At 71.7% G+C, this 13,682-nt stretch carries 13 protein-coding genes and 1 pseudogene; 6 read left to right on the forward strand and 8 right to left on the reverse strand.

Features of this window, described 5'->3' with window-relative positions; genetic code table 11:
- Positions 1-50 precede the first annotated feature (50 nt).
- The 5 genes and pseudogenes from ABEB09_RS01065 to ABEB09_RS01085 form a co-directional block, all read right to left on the reverse strand.
- Positions 51-1,289: a mannosyltransferase family protein gene (locus tag ABEB09_RS01065; RefSeq protein ID WP_345686120.1), complete on the reverse strand. Its 1,239-nt coding sequence runs from the start codon at positions 1,287-1,289 to the stop codon at positions 51-53.
- Positions 1,290-1,388: 99 nt separating this feature from the next.
- On the reverse strand, positions 1,389-1,850 hold the full coding sequence (locus ABEB09_RS01070; protein WP_345686121.1) for a hypothetical protein: 462 nt from the start codon (positions 1,848-1,850) through the stop codon (positions 1,389-1,391).
- Entirely contained in the window at positions 1,843-2,340 is a 498-nt protein-coding gene (locus ABEB09_RS01075) for a SigE family RNA polymerase sigma factor (RefSeq protein WP_345686122.1), read from the reverse strand. The genes ABEB09_RS01070 and ABEB09_RS01075 overlap by 8 nt, the downstream gene beginning before the upstream one ends.
- A gap of 177 nt (positions 2,341-2,517) precedes the next feature.
- Positions 2,518-4,324 (reverse strand): annotated as a pseudogene (locus ABEB09_RS01080) (vWA domain-containing protein).
- 193 nt (positions 4,325-4,517) lie between these two features.
- The gene (locus tag ABEB09_RS01085) at positions 4,518-5,579 is read right to left on the reverse strand and encodes an ATP-binding protein (protein ID WP_345686123.1); all 1,062 of its coding nucleotides are present in this window, start codon (positions 5,577-5,579) and stop codon (positions 4,518-4,520) included.
- 361 nt (positions 5,580-5,940) lie between these two features.
- On the opposite strand from ABEB09_RS01085, the gene ABEB09_RS01090 reads away from it, so the two are divergent.
- Together ABEB09_RS01090 and ABEB09_RS01095 are read left to right on the forward strand one after the other, a co-directional pair.
- Positions 5,941-7,044: a mechanosensitive ion channel family protein gene (locus tag ABEB09_RS01090; RefSeq protein WP_345686124.1), complete on the forward strand. Its 1,104-nt coding sequence runs from the start codon at positions 5,941-5,943 to the stop codon at positions 7,042-7,044.
- Between the two features lie 82 nt (positions 7,045-7,126).
- Positions 7,127-7,636 (forward strand): mycothiol transferase, encoded by a 510-nt coding sequence (locus tag ABEB09_RS01095; protein WP_345686125.1) that lies wholly within the window; start codon positions 7,127-7,129, stop codon positions 7,634-7,636.
- Positions 7,637-7,704: 68 nt separating this feature from the next.
- Here the strand turns inward: ABEB09_RS01095 and ABEB09_RS01100 are convergent, their stop codons facing one another.
- A complete protein-coding gene (locus ABEB09_RS01100; protein ID WP_345686127.1) occupies positions 7,705-7,938 on the reverse strand; it encodes a hypothetical protein in 234 nt (77 codons plus the stop codon).
- A 353-nt stretch (positions 7,939-8,291) separates the two neighbouring features.
- Between ABEB09_RS01100 and ABEB09_RS01105 the strand changes: the two genes are divergently transcribed.
- Positions 8,292-9,341, forward strand: a complete 1,050-nt coding sequence (locus ABEB09_RS01105; RefSeq protein WP_345686129.1) for a calcium-binding protein — start codon at positions 8,292-8,294, stop codon at positions 9,339-9,341.
- 144 nt (positions 9,342-9,485) lie between these two features.
- Positions 9,486-10,073 carry a hypothetical protein gene (locus ABEB09_RS01110; protein ID WP_345686131.1) on the forward strand — a complete coding sequence of 196 codons (588 nt, stop codon included), beginning with the start codon at positions 9,486-9,488 and terminating at the stop codon, positions 10,071-10,073.
- 63 nt (positions 10,074-10,136) lie between these two features.
- Here ABEB09_RS01110 and ABEB09_RS01115 read toward each other — a convergent pair whose 3' ends face one another.
- Positions 10,137-10,466, reverse strand: a complete 330-nt coding sequence (locus ABEB09_RS01115) for a winged helix-turn-helix transcriptional regulator (protein WP_345686132.1) — start codon at positions 10,464-10,466, stop codon at positions 10,137-10,139.
- Between the two features lie 185 nt (positions 10,467-10,651).
- Here ABEB09_RS01115 and ABEB09_RS01120 point away from each other — a divergent pair, with 185 nt between their 5' ends.
- Together ABEB09_RS01120 and ABEB09_RS01125 are read left to right on the forward strand one after the other, a co-directional pair.
- Positions 10,652-11,587, forward strand: coding sequence for an NAD(P)-dependent oxidoreductase (locus tag ABEB09_RS01120; protein ID WP_345686134.1), 936 nt, complete (start codon positions 10,652-10,654; stop codon positions 11,585-11,587).
- 115 nt (positions 11,588-11,702) lie between these two features.
- Complete coding sequence (locus ABEB09_RS01125) at positions 11,703-12,644, forward strand: NAD-dependent epimerase/dehydratase family protein (RefSeq protein ID WP_345686136.1); 942 nt, start codon at positions 11,703-11,705, stop codon at positions 12,642-12,644.
- 45 nt (positions 12,645-12,689) lie between these two features.
- Here ABEB09_RS01125 and ABEB09_RS01130 read toward each other — a convergent pair whose 3' ends face one another.
- Positions 12,690-13,583: an arginase family protein gene (locus ABEB09_RS01130; protein ID WP_345686138.1), complete on the reverse strand. Its 894-nt coding sequence runs from the start codon at positions 13,581-13,583 to the stop codon at positions 12,690-12,692.
- Positions 13,584-13,682: the final 99 nt, after the last annotated feature.

The following is a 13,682-nucleotide window of genomic DNA, read 5'->3' on the forward strand; positions in this document are numbered from 1 at the left end:
CCGGAGTGGCGGACAAGGCATTTGGCCGGTCGTCGGCCTGACCGGAGCCTTCAGCCCGCCCAGCGTCCCGACATGTACGCCAGGGCGAACACCGTGGTCAGCGGGACGGCGAGGCAGAGGTACAGGGTGGTGACCGCAGGTCTGCGCCGGCTCCATGAGGCCAGGGCCGTCCACAGTGGCCACCACAGGAGCGTGGCGCGGGGGATGGACATGTACCAGTAGGACGTGCCCAGCGCCCACAGGGTGAGGCCGATGTACACGGCCTCCGGCCAGCGCCGCTGGCGGACCAGCCACCCGAGCAGCACGAGGCCCGTGAGCATGGCGAGCAGTTCGGCCTGGAACATGAACGCGTATCCGGTGGGGTGCGCCTGGTGGAAGGCGCTGTCCCACGTGTGGGACCAGGCTTCCCAGGGTGCGTGGAACGTGCGGTACCAGCCGCGCGCCTGGGCGTGCGTCCAGGCTGCCCAGTCGCCGGTGTGCGCGTGCAGGAACCAGACGTAGGCGGCTGCGGGCAGCGCGGGCAGGGCCAGCCACGGCAGGGGACGCAGGTCGCGGCGACCGCGTACGGAGAGGAGGAAGTGGAGGGCGATGGCGGCGGCGACGAACAGTCCGCTGATCCGTACGGTCGTGGCCAGGGCCGTCAGTACGGCGGCCGGCGGCCAGCGGTGGCGCTGCGCGGCCAGCCAGGCGGGCAGGGCCAGGGCGAGGAAGAGCGCCTCCGTATAGCCGACGGCGAGGAAGACCGCGCAGGGCGAGAGCAGCAGGAACATCACGGCTCGTCGTCCGGCCGCCGCTTCTGGGAGGTGGAGGCGCGCGATCCGCGCCAGGGCGACGACGGCGACGGCTCCGGCCACGAAGGAGATCAGCAGCCCGGCGGCCGTCCAGTCGGGGACGACCGTGTGGACGGCCCGCAGGGCGAGCGGGAAGCCGGGGAAGAACGCCTCCCGGTTGTCCCAGTCGGCCTGCCGGGGACCGGTGCCGTCGGGGAAGTAGCCGTCGCGCGCGATGTGGAGGTAGTGGACCCAGTCCCAGTGCTGGAACGGCCGGAGGACGGGGCCGGGGTCGCGGGTGTCGCCGTCGGCGGGGAACACCCAGCGGGTGCAGTACGCGGTGATCCAGATGCCCACGCGGGTCAGCACGTACAGCCACAGGACCTGGCGGTCGGCGGTGTCGGGGACCAGCGCGCGGAGTCGGGAGGGGACGCTGTCCGGGGCCGGCGCGCCGGTGGCCTTCGGGTGGGGGGAAGAGGTTGCCTCGGAGCGGCACGACTCCGGCGACAATATCGACATATCGGACTCTCTTGGGTGGGTGCGGGCGCACGGCATCGCTCAACGGCCGTGCGCCGGTGAGGAATTCGGCAGTCGGCAGTCACACCGGGGTGGCCTTGGTCAGGAGGGTGGTTCGGTCCTCACGGCGCCGGTGTCCGGCGCGTTGCCCGGTGCGGTCGCGAGCTCCGAAGTGGCGGAACCGTGCGGGGGCATCGTGGTGGTGGCGCTGGCCGTGGCGGGCGGAGGGGTGGAGCGTGAGGGATCGGGCGAAGGGGTGGCGCCCGAGCGATCGGCCGGTGGTGTCGCGGACGGCATGGAGGACTCCACCGGCGACGGCTGCGAGGACGGGCCCGGCTTGGCGGGAAGGGCGGGAGGCGACGTGACCGGAAGCCACGCGACCACCGCTGCCCCGCTCCCGAAGAGCGCCAGGCACGCGCTCGCCGTGAGCAGGGCGACACGACGCCGGTGGGCCTTCCTCCCCCGCTCGGCGATGAGACGGACCGGTGCCGTGACGGTCCGGTCCTGCACGGAGCGGGCCGCCTGCTGGAACAGGGACCGCATCGGGTCACGGGGTTCACGCACCGGGGGCCTCCTCGAGACGCGGGTCCTGCAGACGAAGGGCGAGCGTGGTCCGGCCACGGGCCAGATGCGTCTTGACGGTGCTCGTGGAGACGCCCGTTTCGCTCGCGATCTGCTCGACGGACAGATCGCACAGGTAGTACAGGGTCAGCGAACGGCGCTGCCGGACGGGCAGCTCGCGCAGGGCCTCCACCAGGGCCACCTGGTCGGGGCCCGGGCCCTCCACGTGCGGTGGGGCGCCACTGCGGCTCCAGGCATCCGCCGTACGCCGCCGGAAGCGCCACCGGCTCACCGCCAGGCGCCACGCCACCGTACGGATCCACGCCTCCGGCCGGCCGTCCCGGTCGAGCTGACGGCGCCGGCTCCAGCCCCGTACGAACGCCTCCTGGACGACGTCCTGCGCCTCGTGCAGATCGCCGAGCATCACGTACAGCTGGCCCGTGAGACGCACCACCGCCCGGGCGTAGAACTCTTCGAATTCCTCGACGGTCAACAGCACTCCCGGATCGCTTTTCGCTTCACCGGGTATACGCACCGGGCGGCGGCCCGGTCGACACGGGGACGCGGATCGCGGCGTGACGATCACCACGCAACCGCACGGGCCCGTACGGCGTCCCGCGCACCGGCGACCCGCGCGTCCACGACGCCGGCGCCCGGAACGGGCCGCTGTTCAGCGCAGGCGGAACACCGGCCCGCGCGGGGTGAACGGGAGCGACGCGCCGTCCGGGATCAGGTAGGCGTGGTCGCGGCGGACGCGCAGGACGTCGCAGTAGCCGTCGGTGATGATCAGTACCGGGGGCGTCGGGGGAAAGTCGTCCGCCCGGTGGAGCAGGTCGAGGCCCGGCTGGAGGACGGTGCCGCCGCGGCCGTGGACGCGGACGCGCCCGGCGATCTCCGTGGGCGGCAGGTAGCCCGCGTCGTACGGGGCGGCGTCGCAGAACACGACGCGGGCGGCGGGGACGTCGCGGGCCTCGGCGTACGAGGCGATGGCGCCGAGCGCCTTGCCGAGGAGGCGGGCGTTCATGGAGCCGGAGGTGTCCAGGACGACGCCGAAGGTGCAGCGGGCGACCTCCTCGGGCGGGAAGTACCGGCCGGCGCGCGGGATGTCGGGGGTGGACGCCTGGCGGCGGGCCGGCCGGGCGTAGCTGCGCACCGGTTCGGGGCGGGGCACGAACTCGTCGAACCAGCGGGCGAGCCGGGCGTCCCACGGCACCGGCGGGTGGCTCAGCGCCCGGATCTCCTGGACGAGGCCGGCCGGCAGCAGCCCTCGCTCGCCGCTCGTGTGCAGGTCGAAGCCCTGGACGAGGCCGCGCCGGTAGAACTCGTCGAGGTCGACGTAGTCGCCGGGCCGGCCCGGGAGGGGTTCGCCGAGGATGTCGCCGAGGCCCTTGCCGCGCAGGGTGGCGAGGCGGCGCATGCGGCGGGCGTCGGTGACGATCCGGTCGTACACCTCTTCCGCCGACAGGCCCTTCAGGTCGGGGTCGTACAGCAGCCCTTCGGGCATGGTGCCGACGCGCATCTCGACGAGCCAGCCGTTGATGACGTAGTCGGCGGCGACGTTGAAGAGGTACGGGTCGCGGGCGCCGCGCCGGTCGCCGTGGCGGAGCGCGGCGTGCAGCATCTCGTGGGCGAGGACGAACCGCCACTCCTCGTCGTCGTACCGGCGCAGCGGGTTGAGGTAGATCTCGCCGAGCATGGCGTCGACCGCGGCGACGGAGATGCCGTGCGCGCGGGCGAGTTCGGCGTCGGCGACGAGCTTCATGCCGGCCGCGATGCCGCCGAGCAGGGGGTAGGAGGAGATGAACCAGCTCAGTGCGCGTTCCCAGGGCTGCCGGGACCGTACCTCGCCGGTCAGCTCGTCGCGCCGCCCGCCGGCGACGTCCATGGCGGCGGACACGGTGCCGGTCAGGGCGTGCGCGAAGGCGAGCTGCCAGTCGGGGACGGTGGTCCAGCCGGGCCAGGGGACGAGCACCTGGTCGGGCGCGTCCCCGGCGGTGCCGCGGTGCTCGTACGCGGCGGGGATGCCGCTGCGGCGCCAGCGAGCGGTGAGCTGCTCCTCGTCGCCGTCGGGGTAGCTCTCGGGGAAGTCGGCGGGGGGACGGCCGACGTGCAGGGTGAGCATGAAGCGGTTGACGACGGCGCAGCGGGCGGCCCGTTCGAAGCGGTCGGGCTGCGGGCGGTGGGCGTCCTTGTCGGCGGGGACGTGGCCGAAGCCGAGGTGCAGCAGGCAGTGGGCGAGGGCCCAGGCCCAGTCGGCGGGGTCGGCACGGCGGTCGGGGTGGACGTGGATCCCCGTTGGAGTCGACGGCGGCGAGCCCGTGGCGGGGACTCGTCGCGCAGTCGCGGCCGCGGCAGACGTCGGCGTCGAGCGCGGCGAGCGCCGGGTTCCGCTTGACGAGGGCCAGCCCGGCGAGGAACGCCTCGGCGGCGGGGTCGTTGCGCTGGGCCTTGGTGGTACGGGCGGTGGCGCGGCTCACGGTCGGGGCTCCGGCGGGGCGGCGGGGGTACGGGGGCGCGGGACGGAGGCGTCCATGGGGGCGTCCTTGTGGTGCGCCTCGGCGGTACGGACACAACTCACCGGGAAGCCTCCACCGGCGTGGCGGGCACGCGGTGGCGCTGGACGGAGGCCTCCGTGGGGGCGTCGTTGTGCTGCGCCTCGGGCGATCCGACTCACCGGCGGGCCTCCACCAGCCGTGGCATGTCGCGTGCCGCCTCGACGAGGAACCAGGCGGGCAGCACGGGCCGGCCGTCCTCGTCGTCGCGGATGACGGTCTGGGCGACCTCGACGGAGATCTCGGCGAGCTGGACGAGCAGCGACTTGGCCCGGTAGGCGGCCTGCCGCAGCGCGGGCGGGATCTGGTCCTTGGTCGCGGGAAGTTCCTTGATGAGCCGGCCGCGGAACGCGTCGGCGAGGTAGTAGAGCAGGTCGCGGTCCTCGACGCGGTTCGGCCAGCTCGCGTCGCCCTTGATGATGGCCTCGATGCCGTAGGCGTGCCGGACGATCTTGGCGTAGCCGCAGAAGGAGACGGCGTGCGCGGGGGTGAGCGTGCCGTGCGCCACGATTTTGAGCGTCTCCTCGTCGAGGGTGGGCCCGAAGGAGTGCAGCGCGTCGGACAGCATGTGCCAGGAGCGCGGGGTGGAGAACGGCTCCTCGGTCTTGGGCGGCTGCGACCAGAGGTGGTCGGGGCGGTCGGTGAGGTAGTCGACGACCCAGGGGTGGATGCCGTTCTCGCCTGCCCACACCAGCCAGTCGGAGGCGGAGGCGCGCAGGTGCACGTGCGTGAGGCGGTTGACGAGGGCGGAGGCGATGGGGCGGGCGAGGGCATTGTCGGTGGCGCGGTTGCCGGCGCCGATGACGATGGACCCGGCGGGCAGTTCGTAGCTGCCGATGCGCCGGTCGAGGATGAGGGAGTAGAAGGCCTTCTGCACGTCGGGGGTGGCGGCGTTGAGCTCGTCGAGGAAGAGGCAGTAGGGCTCGTCGCGGGCGATGGCCTCGGGCGGGCAGAAGACGGACCTGCCGTCGCGGATCTGCGGTACGCCGATGAGGTCTTCGGGTGCGAGCTGGGTGCCGAGCAGGCTGACGCACTCGAGGCCGAGCGATTCGGCGAAGTTCCGTACGAGGGACGACTTGCCGATGCCGGGGGCGCCCCACAGGAAGACGGGTCGTACGGTCGCGAGCCCGAGCAGCAGCTCGGGAACACGGGCGGGCGTGACGGTGACGGCTGCCTGCAAGCGGGAACTCCTGAATGCGCGTGTGCGGTGTCCGGTGCTGCCGGACTGTTCGATGTGTGCGAACAGTGTGGACGCACCGGACACGACGACGCAGCCGAATTAGTGGCCCTCCGACGCGGTGGCACCGAACGCCTCCGTCACCGTTACGCGGGACCTCCTGGCAGCCGGTGCCTCGGCGTGCGGCAGGATGACTGCGCGCTGCGCCGGGTCCGTACGGGTCGACGCTGCCTCATATTCCGCTTCCCTCATGGCACATCCAGGTGGCATTCCAGGTGACGAGACATCACATCGCCCCTGCGGCGGTTCCTTCCGTCGTATTCCGTCTTCCCCGCACGCGGACCGGTGGAAGGGGAGGTGCGCGGTGAATCGGGGCCTCACCCCGCATGACGTGATCGTCGCCGGGATCGCGCTGGCTTCCGGCATCGCGGCGGCCGTGCTGTTGCGCGTGACGTTGAAGTGGCTCCGTGTACGGGCCGACAGGACGCGTTGGAAGGGCGACGACATCATCGTCGACGGCCTGCGCACCCTGGTTCCCTGGGCCGCGGTGGCCGGTGGCGCGGCGTTCGCCGCCTCGGTGCTGCCGCTCACGGAGAGGGTCGGCCGTCATGTGACCATGACGCTGACCGCCGTCCTCGTCCTGGCCGCGACGGTCACCTCCGCGAGGATCGTCGCCGGGCTGGTGCAGGCCCTGGCCCAGTCGAAGTCCGGCGTGGCGGGGTCGGCCAGCATATTCGTGAACATCACGCGCGTCGTGGTGCTGGCGATGGGCTTCCTCATCGTGCTGGAGACGCTGGGCGTCTCCATCGCACCGCTGCTCACCGCCCTGGGCGTCGGCGGTCTGGCCGTCGCCCTCGCCCTGCAGGACACCCTCGCGAACCTCTTCGCGGGCGTGCACATCCTGGCGTCCCGCACGATCCAGCCCGGCGACTACATCCGGCTCAGCAGCGGCGAGGAGGGCTACGTCGTCGACATCAACTGGCGCAACACCGTGGTGCGCCAGCTCTCCAACAACCTCGTGATCATCCCGAACACGAAGCTGTCCGGCACGAACATGACCAACTTCCACCGGCCCGAACAGCAGATGACGCTCGACGTCCAGGTCGGGGTCGGCTACGACAGCGACCTCGACCACGTCGAGCGGGTCACCGCGGAGGTCGTCAGGAGCGTGATGGCCGAGGTCGCCGGCGGTGTCCCCGACCACGAGCCGCTGATCCGCTTCCACACGTTCGGCGACTCCCGGATCGGCCTCACGGTGATCCTCGGGGTGGGCGAGTTCAGCGACCAGTACCGGATCAGGCACGAGTTCATCAAGCGGCTGCACCGCCGCTACAGGGACGAGGGCATCAGCATCCCGCCCCCGACCCGGACCGTCGCCCTCCAGCAGGGCGACGCGCTGATCCCCCATCAGCGCTCCGCCGCCGCACGGCAGACGGCCGCGCCCACCCACGACGGGGCGTCCAGCTGATCCGGATCCGTCCGGGCGTGGGGCCTACGGAAGGGGTGTGTCGGGGCCCGGCCGCCGGGTGCGGGGCGCGTTTACTCGGCGTATGAAGGCAGCTGATGTGCTCGTGGACGCGTTCGGACGGATCCAGGAGGTGGTGCACGAGGCGGTGGAGGGCCTCGGGGCGGAGCAGCTGAACGCGCGGCTGGATCGTGGCGCCAACTCCATCTCCTGGCTCGTCTGGCACCTCACGCGGATCCAGGACGACCATGTGGCCGATGTGGCCGGCCGGGAACAGGTGTGGGTCGACGAGGACTGGGCCGGGCGCTTCGCCCTCCCCTTTCCGCCCGAGGCCACCGGTTACGGCCACTCCAGCAAGCAGGTCGCCGCCGTCCGGGTGGACTCGCCCGGGCTGCTGCTGGGCTACTTCGACGCCGTGCACGAACGGACCGTGGACTTCGTCGGCGGGCTGAGCGCCCAGGCCCTGAACAGAATCGTGGACGAGTCCTGGGATCCGCCCGTGAGCCTGGGCGTACGGCTGGTGAGCGTCATCGCGGACGACTTGCAGCACGCGGGCCAGGCGGCCTTCGTCCGCGGCTCGCTGGAACGCCGCTGAGGTCCACCCACCGACCGTGACGGACCTCAGGCAGCGAGGGCGCGGCGTGGGGGCCGGCCGGATGCCGGTCAGCCCCTGGCCGTTCCTGCGGGCGGCGTCAGGGTGGTGAGGTCCGCGGCCGTACTCACGACCCCGGACACGGGTTCGGCCACGTGGTCGGCCGCGGAAGTCCGGGCCGAGAGGCCCAGTCCGTCGTTTGTGTCGGTGTGGGCGGTGAAGGCGGGCCCCAGCATGAGACCGCCGCCCATGGCCAGCACGGCCGCCACACGCCGTCCACCGATCCGCGCGTTGATGCCTGTCACCTTCGCCTCTCCTCTTCGCTCGTCGGCCATCAGCAGAGTCGATCGATCGGCCAGCCTCACAGGTGCGGGCCGACCGCGGGGGACGTTTCCGGTGCGGCTCATTCGGATGGCCTACGACGCGGTCGCCCAGCCCTTATCCAGCCGGCGCCCGTCGACGACCGTGCGGGCGTTGTCACAGGCGGGTGGATCACCCGAATGCGAGGCCCCGATCGCCCTCGACGAGAAGGCCCCATATTTTCGGAAACGGATCACACAGCCGTGATCCGCCCTGCCTCACAGCGCCCCGCCCGAGCGGCTCTGTCCAGCAGCCGGAGGTTCGTATGGCCGTGCATTGCGTGCCCCAGCCACCGCGGATGAGCGGACACCGCCGTCCGGCATACCGGCGGCTTCTCACGACCGGCCTCGCCACGGCCGCGCTTCTCACCCTGGGGCTTCCTTCATTCGCTGCGGGCGCGGCTCAGCCGACGTGCTTCGGTCGCCCGGCGACCATCACGGGTTCGGGAACCATCAATGGAACCGAGGGTGACGACGTCATCATCGGGTCCAACCGCGACGACATCATCCAGGGCTTCGGGGGCGACGACCTGATCTGCGGGCGCGGCGGAAACGACGCTCAGATCAACGGCGGCCTCGGAGACGACAAGCTCGACGGGGGCCCGGGCGACGACCAGCTCCGTGGCGACGTCCGGTTCTTGCGCGGCAGCGGTACGGCAGCGGTCGGTGGCGGCAACGACGTCCTCTACGGCGGTCCCGGCAATGACCGCATGGTCGGCGACAGCTCCGGTGAACCCGCGTCCGGCGGCGGGAACGACCATATGTACGGCGGCCCGGGGGACGACTCCCTGATCGGTGACTCCATCGCGTTCGTCGGCGACGCCGAAGGGGCCGGCGACGATGTCCTCATGGGTGGTACTGGCCTAGACGACCTCATCGGCGACAGCGAGGCGTTCGGCGGCGATTCCATCGGCAGTGGTGGTGACGACGTCCTGGACCTCGGCGCCGACGGCGGTTTCTTCGTGGCCGGAGACCACAACATCTCCGACCCCAATGGCGGCGCGGCGCTCGGGGCGGGCAGGGACAGGATCATCGGCGGGAGCGCGGACGAGATCCTCGCGGGCGACAGTTCCACCGTCGGCGATCCCACCGAGGCGGGAAACGACCTGATCGCGGGTCGTGGAGGCAACGACCGGCTCTTCGGCGACAACACCGACTTCTTCATCACCACAACCCTCGGCGCAGCAGGCGGGCGGGACCGCCTCGACGGCGGCAACGGCGACGACACACTGCGAGCGGGCCCCGGCAACGACCGCCTCGACGGGGGGCGGCAAACCGACGACTGCCACGGCGAAGCAGGCTCGGGCGACACCGCCGTACGGTGCGAGACCGTCAACGGCATCCCGTAGACCCACGCAGGGGCCGACGGGAGACGACGAGACACAGCGCTCCCGTCTCGCCGGCCGAGCTGTCCCACAGCTGGCGCGGGGACAATGGGCAGGATCGTCCCCGCGCGAGAGGCTCTCGACGCGGACCGCGCCGAGGAGACACCTGTGATATCGCCGTACCAGCAGAAGTTGCGCGAGCGCTACCTCGCCTGTCCGGTCATGCCGGCCCCCGAGCCGTGGCAGCCGGTTCCGGGGGGCCTGATCCCTATCGGGGGGCTGCTCGGCATCGGATTCGCCGTCCATCCGGGCACCGGCCGCGACCTGGTCATGGTGGTGTCCACCGCAGGGCACGGGCTCTTCGACGCGGTGACCGGTGAGCGGATCGCGCGGGACCGCGACCCCGATTTCGAGACCAGCACACCGGACGCCTGCCCAGACCTGACCTGCCCCGGGCTGGGCCCGGTCGAGGGTACCCCGGTCCGTATCGCCGGGCTCTTCGGCGGAGGCCTGCACACCACGGCATCCGGCGGCTGGACCGTGACCGTCGTCAGTCCCGAGTGGCCCCATCACCGAGTCCTGCTCGCCCGGTCCGACAGCCTCCACCGGGGACCGGCAGGACACACCTGGTGGCACGTCTTCCACGCCTGCTCCTCCGAGTTCCGTGCCGCCGGCTTCTCCCCCTCGGGCCGCACCCTGGCCGTCGCCACCAGCAGCGACGTCACCCTGTGGAACCGTCAGCAGCCCGACGACTGAGCAGCCGGCCGGATGCCATGTCCCTGGGGAGGCACATCCGTACCGCTCCCCCGTGCGCTCGGCTCACGGGAGGTTCTCGAGACGCTCCATGTGTTCCTCGCCCCACTGGCCGAGTGGGGCGAGAGCGGCGATGAGCGAGTGGCCGAACTCGGTCAGTGAGTACTCCACCTTCGGTGGCACCTGTTGATGGACCTCGCGGTGCACCAGTCCACTGGCTTCCAGTTCCCGCAGCTGCAGGATCAGCATGCGCTCACTGATGCCGGCCACCGTCCGGCGCAACTCGCCGAACCGCAGCGGCCCTTCGCCGAGCCAGAACAGGATCAGGCCCTTCCATTTCCCTCCCATGACGTCGATGGCGGCGTCCAGTCCACAGGTATAGCTCCGCTTCGGCATCAGCCCTCCCCTAACAAAAATGTGGGTACCGGATAAAATTGTAGGTACTTGTAGAAGTCTCGGTGCCGCCGCAGCATGGATCAGGCATCGCACCGGGAGGCCGGAGGCCGGCGACTCCGTGCGACGACCTGTATTCGCCTCCGTTTTCGCGGGCGAGGTGAATCGGCATCAGACAGGAGCAGCGCATGACTGAGCATCACTTTTCCGAGCATCGCCTTTCCGGGCATCGCCTTTCCGAGCATCACCGCACTCCCGTGACCGTCATCGGGCTGGGCTCGATGGGCAGCGCACTGGCCGAGGCGTTCATCGAGGCCGGACACCCGACCACCGTCTGGAACAGGACCCCGTCGAAGGCCGCGCCACTCGTGTCCAGGGGCGCCGAACACGCCCCCACGGTGGAGGAGGCAGTCGCGGCAAGCCCGCTGGTCATCGCCTGTCTGACCACGTACGAGGACACCATCGAGGCTCTGGCCCCGGCCGCGGTGTCGCTCAAGGGGCGCGCCCTTGTCACCCTGAACAGCGGATCGCCGGCCGGTGCCCGCGGGATGGCCGCATGGTCGCTCGGGCACGGCGCGCGATTCCTCGACGGGGCGGTCAAGAACGTGCCGTCCGCGGTGGGCGGCGAGGACACCCTCCTGTATTACGGCGGTGACAGCGGCGTCTTCGACGAGTTCGCGTCGACGCTGCGGGTGCTGGGCGGCGACACCGTCTACCTCGGTGCCGACGCCGATCTCGCCGCCCTGTACGAGATGGCGGTCGGCGGCACCCTGCTGCCCGCGCTCGTCGGCTTCTTCCAGGGCGCGGCGGCGATACAGGCGCGCGGTCTCGAGGTGGCCTCGATGGTGCGGTTCAGCGTCAAGTGGTTCGAGATGATCAACTCGGTGCTCCCGGTCTTCGCCGAGGAGATCGACCGGGGCGACTACGGCAAGCCCGCGTCCTCGGTGAACCTGTTCCTGGCCGGAGCGGCCCATGACGAGGAACTCGCGAAGGAGGCGAACCTCGACATGGCGTGGCACAAACCCTTCCACGACCTGCTGCGGCGGGCCGTGGAGTCCGGTCACGGCGACCACAGCATCTCCGCCCTGACAGAGGTGCTCAAAAGCCCGAGACTTCCCGCGTGACCCACCCGCACCCGGACCGCGGGCCCCGGCGCCGGGAGGGCTCTGCCGCGGCCGGCCCGTCGTACGGCCTCGGGGCTCAACCATCCTGCGATGACGGGCGCGTTAGGGTGCGATCGTGAGTCTTCATGTCGTCATAGGATTCGGGCCCGCCGGGGCGGCCACAGCTCGGCTGCTGGTCGAGAAGGGCCACTCGGTACGGGTCGTCACCAGAGGGGCGCGAAGCCCGGAGCCCGGCATCGAGCACGTCGCGTTGGACGCGGCGAACAGCACGCGACTGATCGAAGCCGTGAAAGGCGCCGACGCCATCTACCACTGCGCCGCACCGCCGTACCACCGCTGGGCGAGCGAATGGCCGCCACTGGCGGCGTCGGTCCGCGCGGCGGCCGAGGCGAGCGGCGCCGTCCTGGTCATGCTGGGCAACCTCTACGGCTACGGTCCGGTGGACGGCCCCATGACCGAGGATCTGCCGCTGGCGGCGACCGGGCCGAAGGGGCGGGTACGCGCCGCTGCTTGGGAGCAGGCGCGGCACCTGCATGAACAGGGCCGTATCAGGGCGGTCGAGGTGCGGGCCTCGGACTTCTTCGGGCCCGGCGTGACCGACGGCGGGCACCTGGCCGCGCGGGTCATGCCACGGCTGCTGCGCGGCAAGCCGGTCTCCACGCTCGGGGACCCGGACGCCCCGCACAGCTGGAGCTACCTCCCCGACGTGGCCAGGACCCTGGTCGAAGCAGCGGGCGAGGAACGGGCCTGGGGGCGGGCCTGGCACGCCCCGACCGAGCCCGCGCTGTCCGCCCGGGAGATGGTCGACCTCCTCGCCGCTCAGGCGGCCACGGGTCCCGTCGCGGTGCGCAGACTGTCGCCGGCCCTGCTGGGCGTCGCGTCGGTCTTCTCCCCGCTGATGCGCGAACTGAAGGAGATCCGTTACCAGTTCGACCGTCCCTTCGTCGTGGATTCGAGCGCCTTCACCTCCGCATTCGCCGTACGGGCCACCCCGGTCGATCAGCAGGTCGAGGCGACGGTGGACTGGTGGCGCGAGCGACTGGCCGCCACCGGCTGAGTTCGGCGACGGGACCGCGGAAGCACTCCGTCGCGGTTCGGCCGTTCAGCTTCTCGGCGTTCGGGCGGACAGCCCGCGGTGGAGGCATTCCGTGAGGCGCGCCGCGATCCTCCCCTCCGGGTCCAGACGGGGATTGAAGATCGTGACATCGAGGCCCACCGCTCGGGCGTGGCCCAGGGCTGTCCGCAGCACCGTCTCCAGCTCCGACCAGCTCAGTCCTCCGGGCATGCGGTAGTCGACGGCCGGCATGACCGCGTCGTCCAGCACGTCGACGTCGAGGTGGACCCAGTAGCCGGCGGTTGTGCCGGTGGTGAGTCGGTCGACCGCCTGCCGCGCTGCCGCCGCCGCGCCCACGGCCCGAAGGCCGTCGAGATCGATGGCGTGCAGCTGGGGCGGTAGCGGCTGCATCCCCGCCGCGGCGGATTCGGCGGCGTCGCGGAAGCCGAAGGCGACGACGTCCTCGTCCCGCAGCAGTGGCCCGCGCCCTTCGAGGTCGGTGAGGAGCCGTGGGCCGCGGCCGGTGGCCAGGGCGAGTTCCATCGAGGCCGCCTCGCCGACCGGCTCCGCCGACGGCTGGTAGAAGTCGGTGTGGCCGTCGAGGAACAGCAGGCCGTGGCGTCCGCGGCGGCGCAGGGCCAGCAGGCCGCCGAGCAGGATGCTGCAGTCTCCGCCGAGGACCACGGGAAAGCGGCCGGCGTCCAGGACGTCACCGACCGCATCGGCCAGCCGAACGGAGTACCGCACGATGCCGGCGGCGTTGAGGACGCCCGTCCCAGGGTCCCGCCTCGGGTCGTACGCGGGCGGTTCCACCCTGCCGGCCGGCACCGCCCCCGGGTGGAGCAGCAGACCGGCATCCAGCAGCGCCGCGGGCATCTCCTGGACTCCGGAGGGGCGCAGTCCGAGCACGGACGGTGCCTCGATGATCGCCAGTTCCTGCACGTCCTCACGCTCCCTTCGGCCGCCGGGAAGCGCAACCACGGAGCGACCACCTGGGAGGTGGTCCGGGACGGGCTGCGAGGCGCGGCGCACGGCCACGGT

This window comes from Streptomyces coeruleoprunus (assembly GCF_039542925.1).
In the GTDB taxonomy this organism is placed as follows: domain Bacteria; phylum Actinomycetota; class Actinomycetes; order Streptomycetales; family Streptomycetaceae; genus Streptomyces; species Streptomyces coeruleoprunus.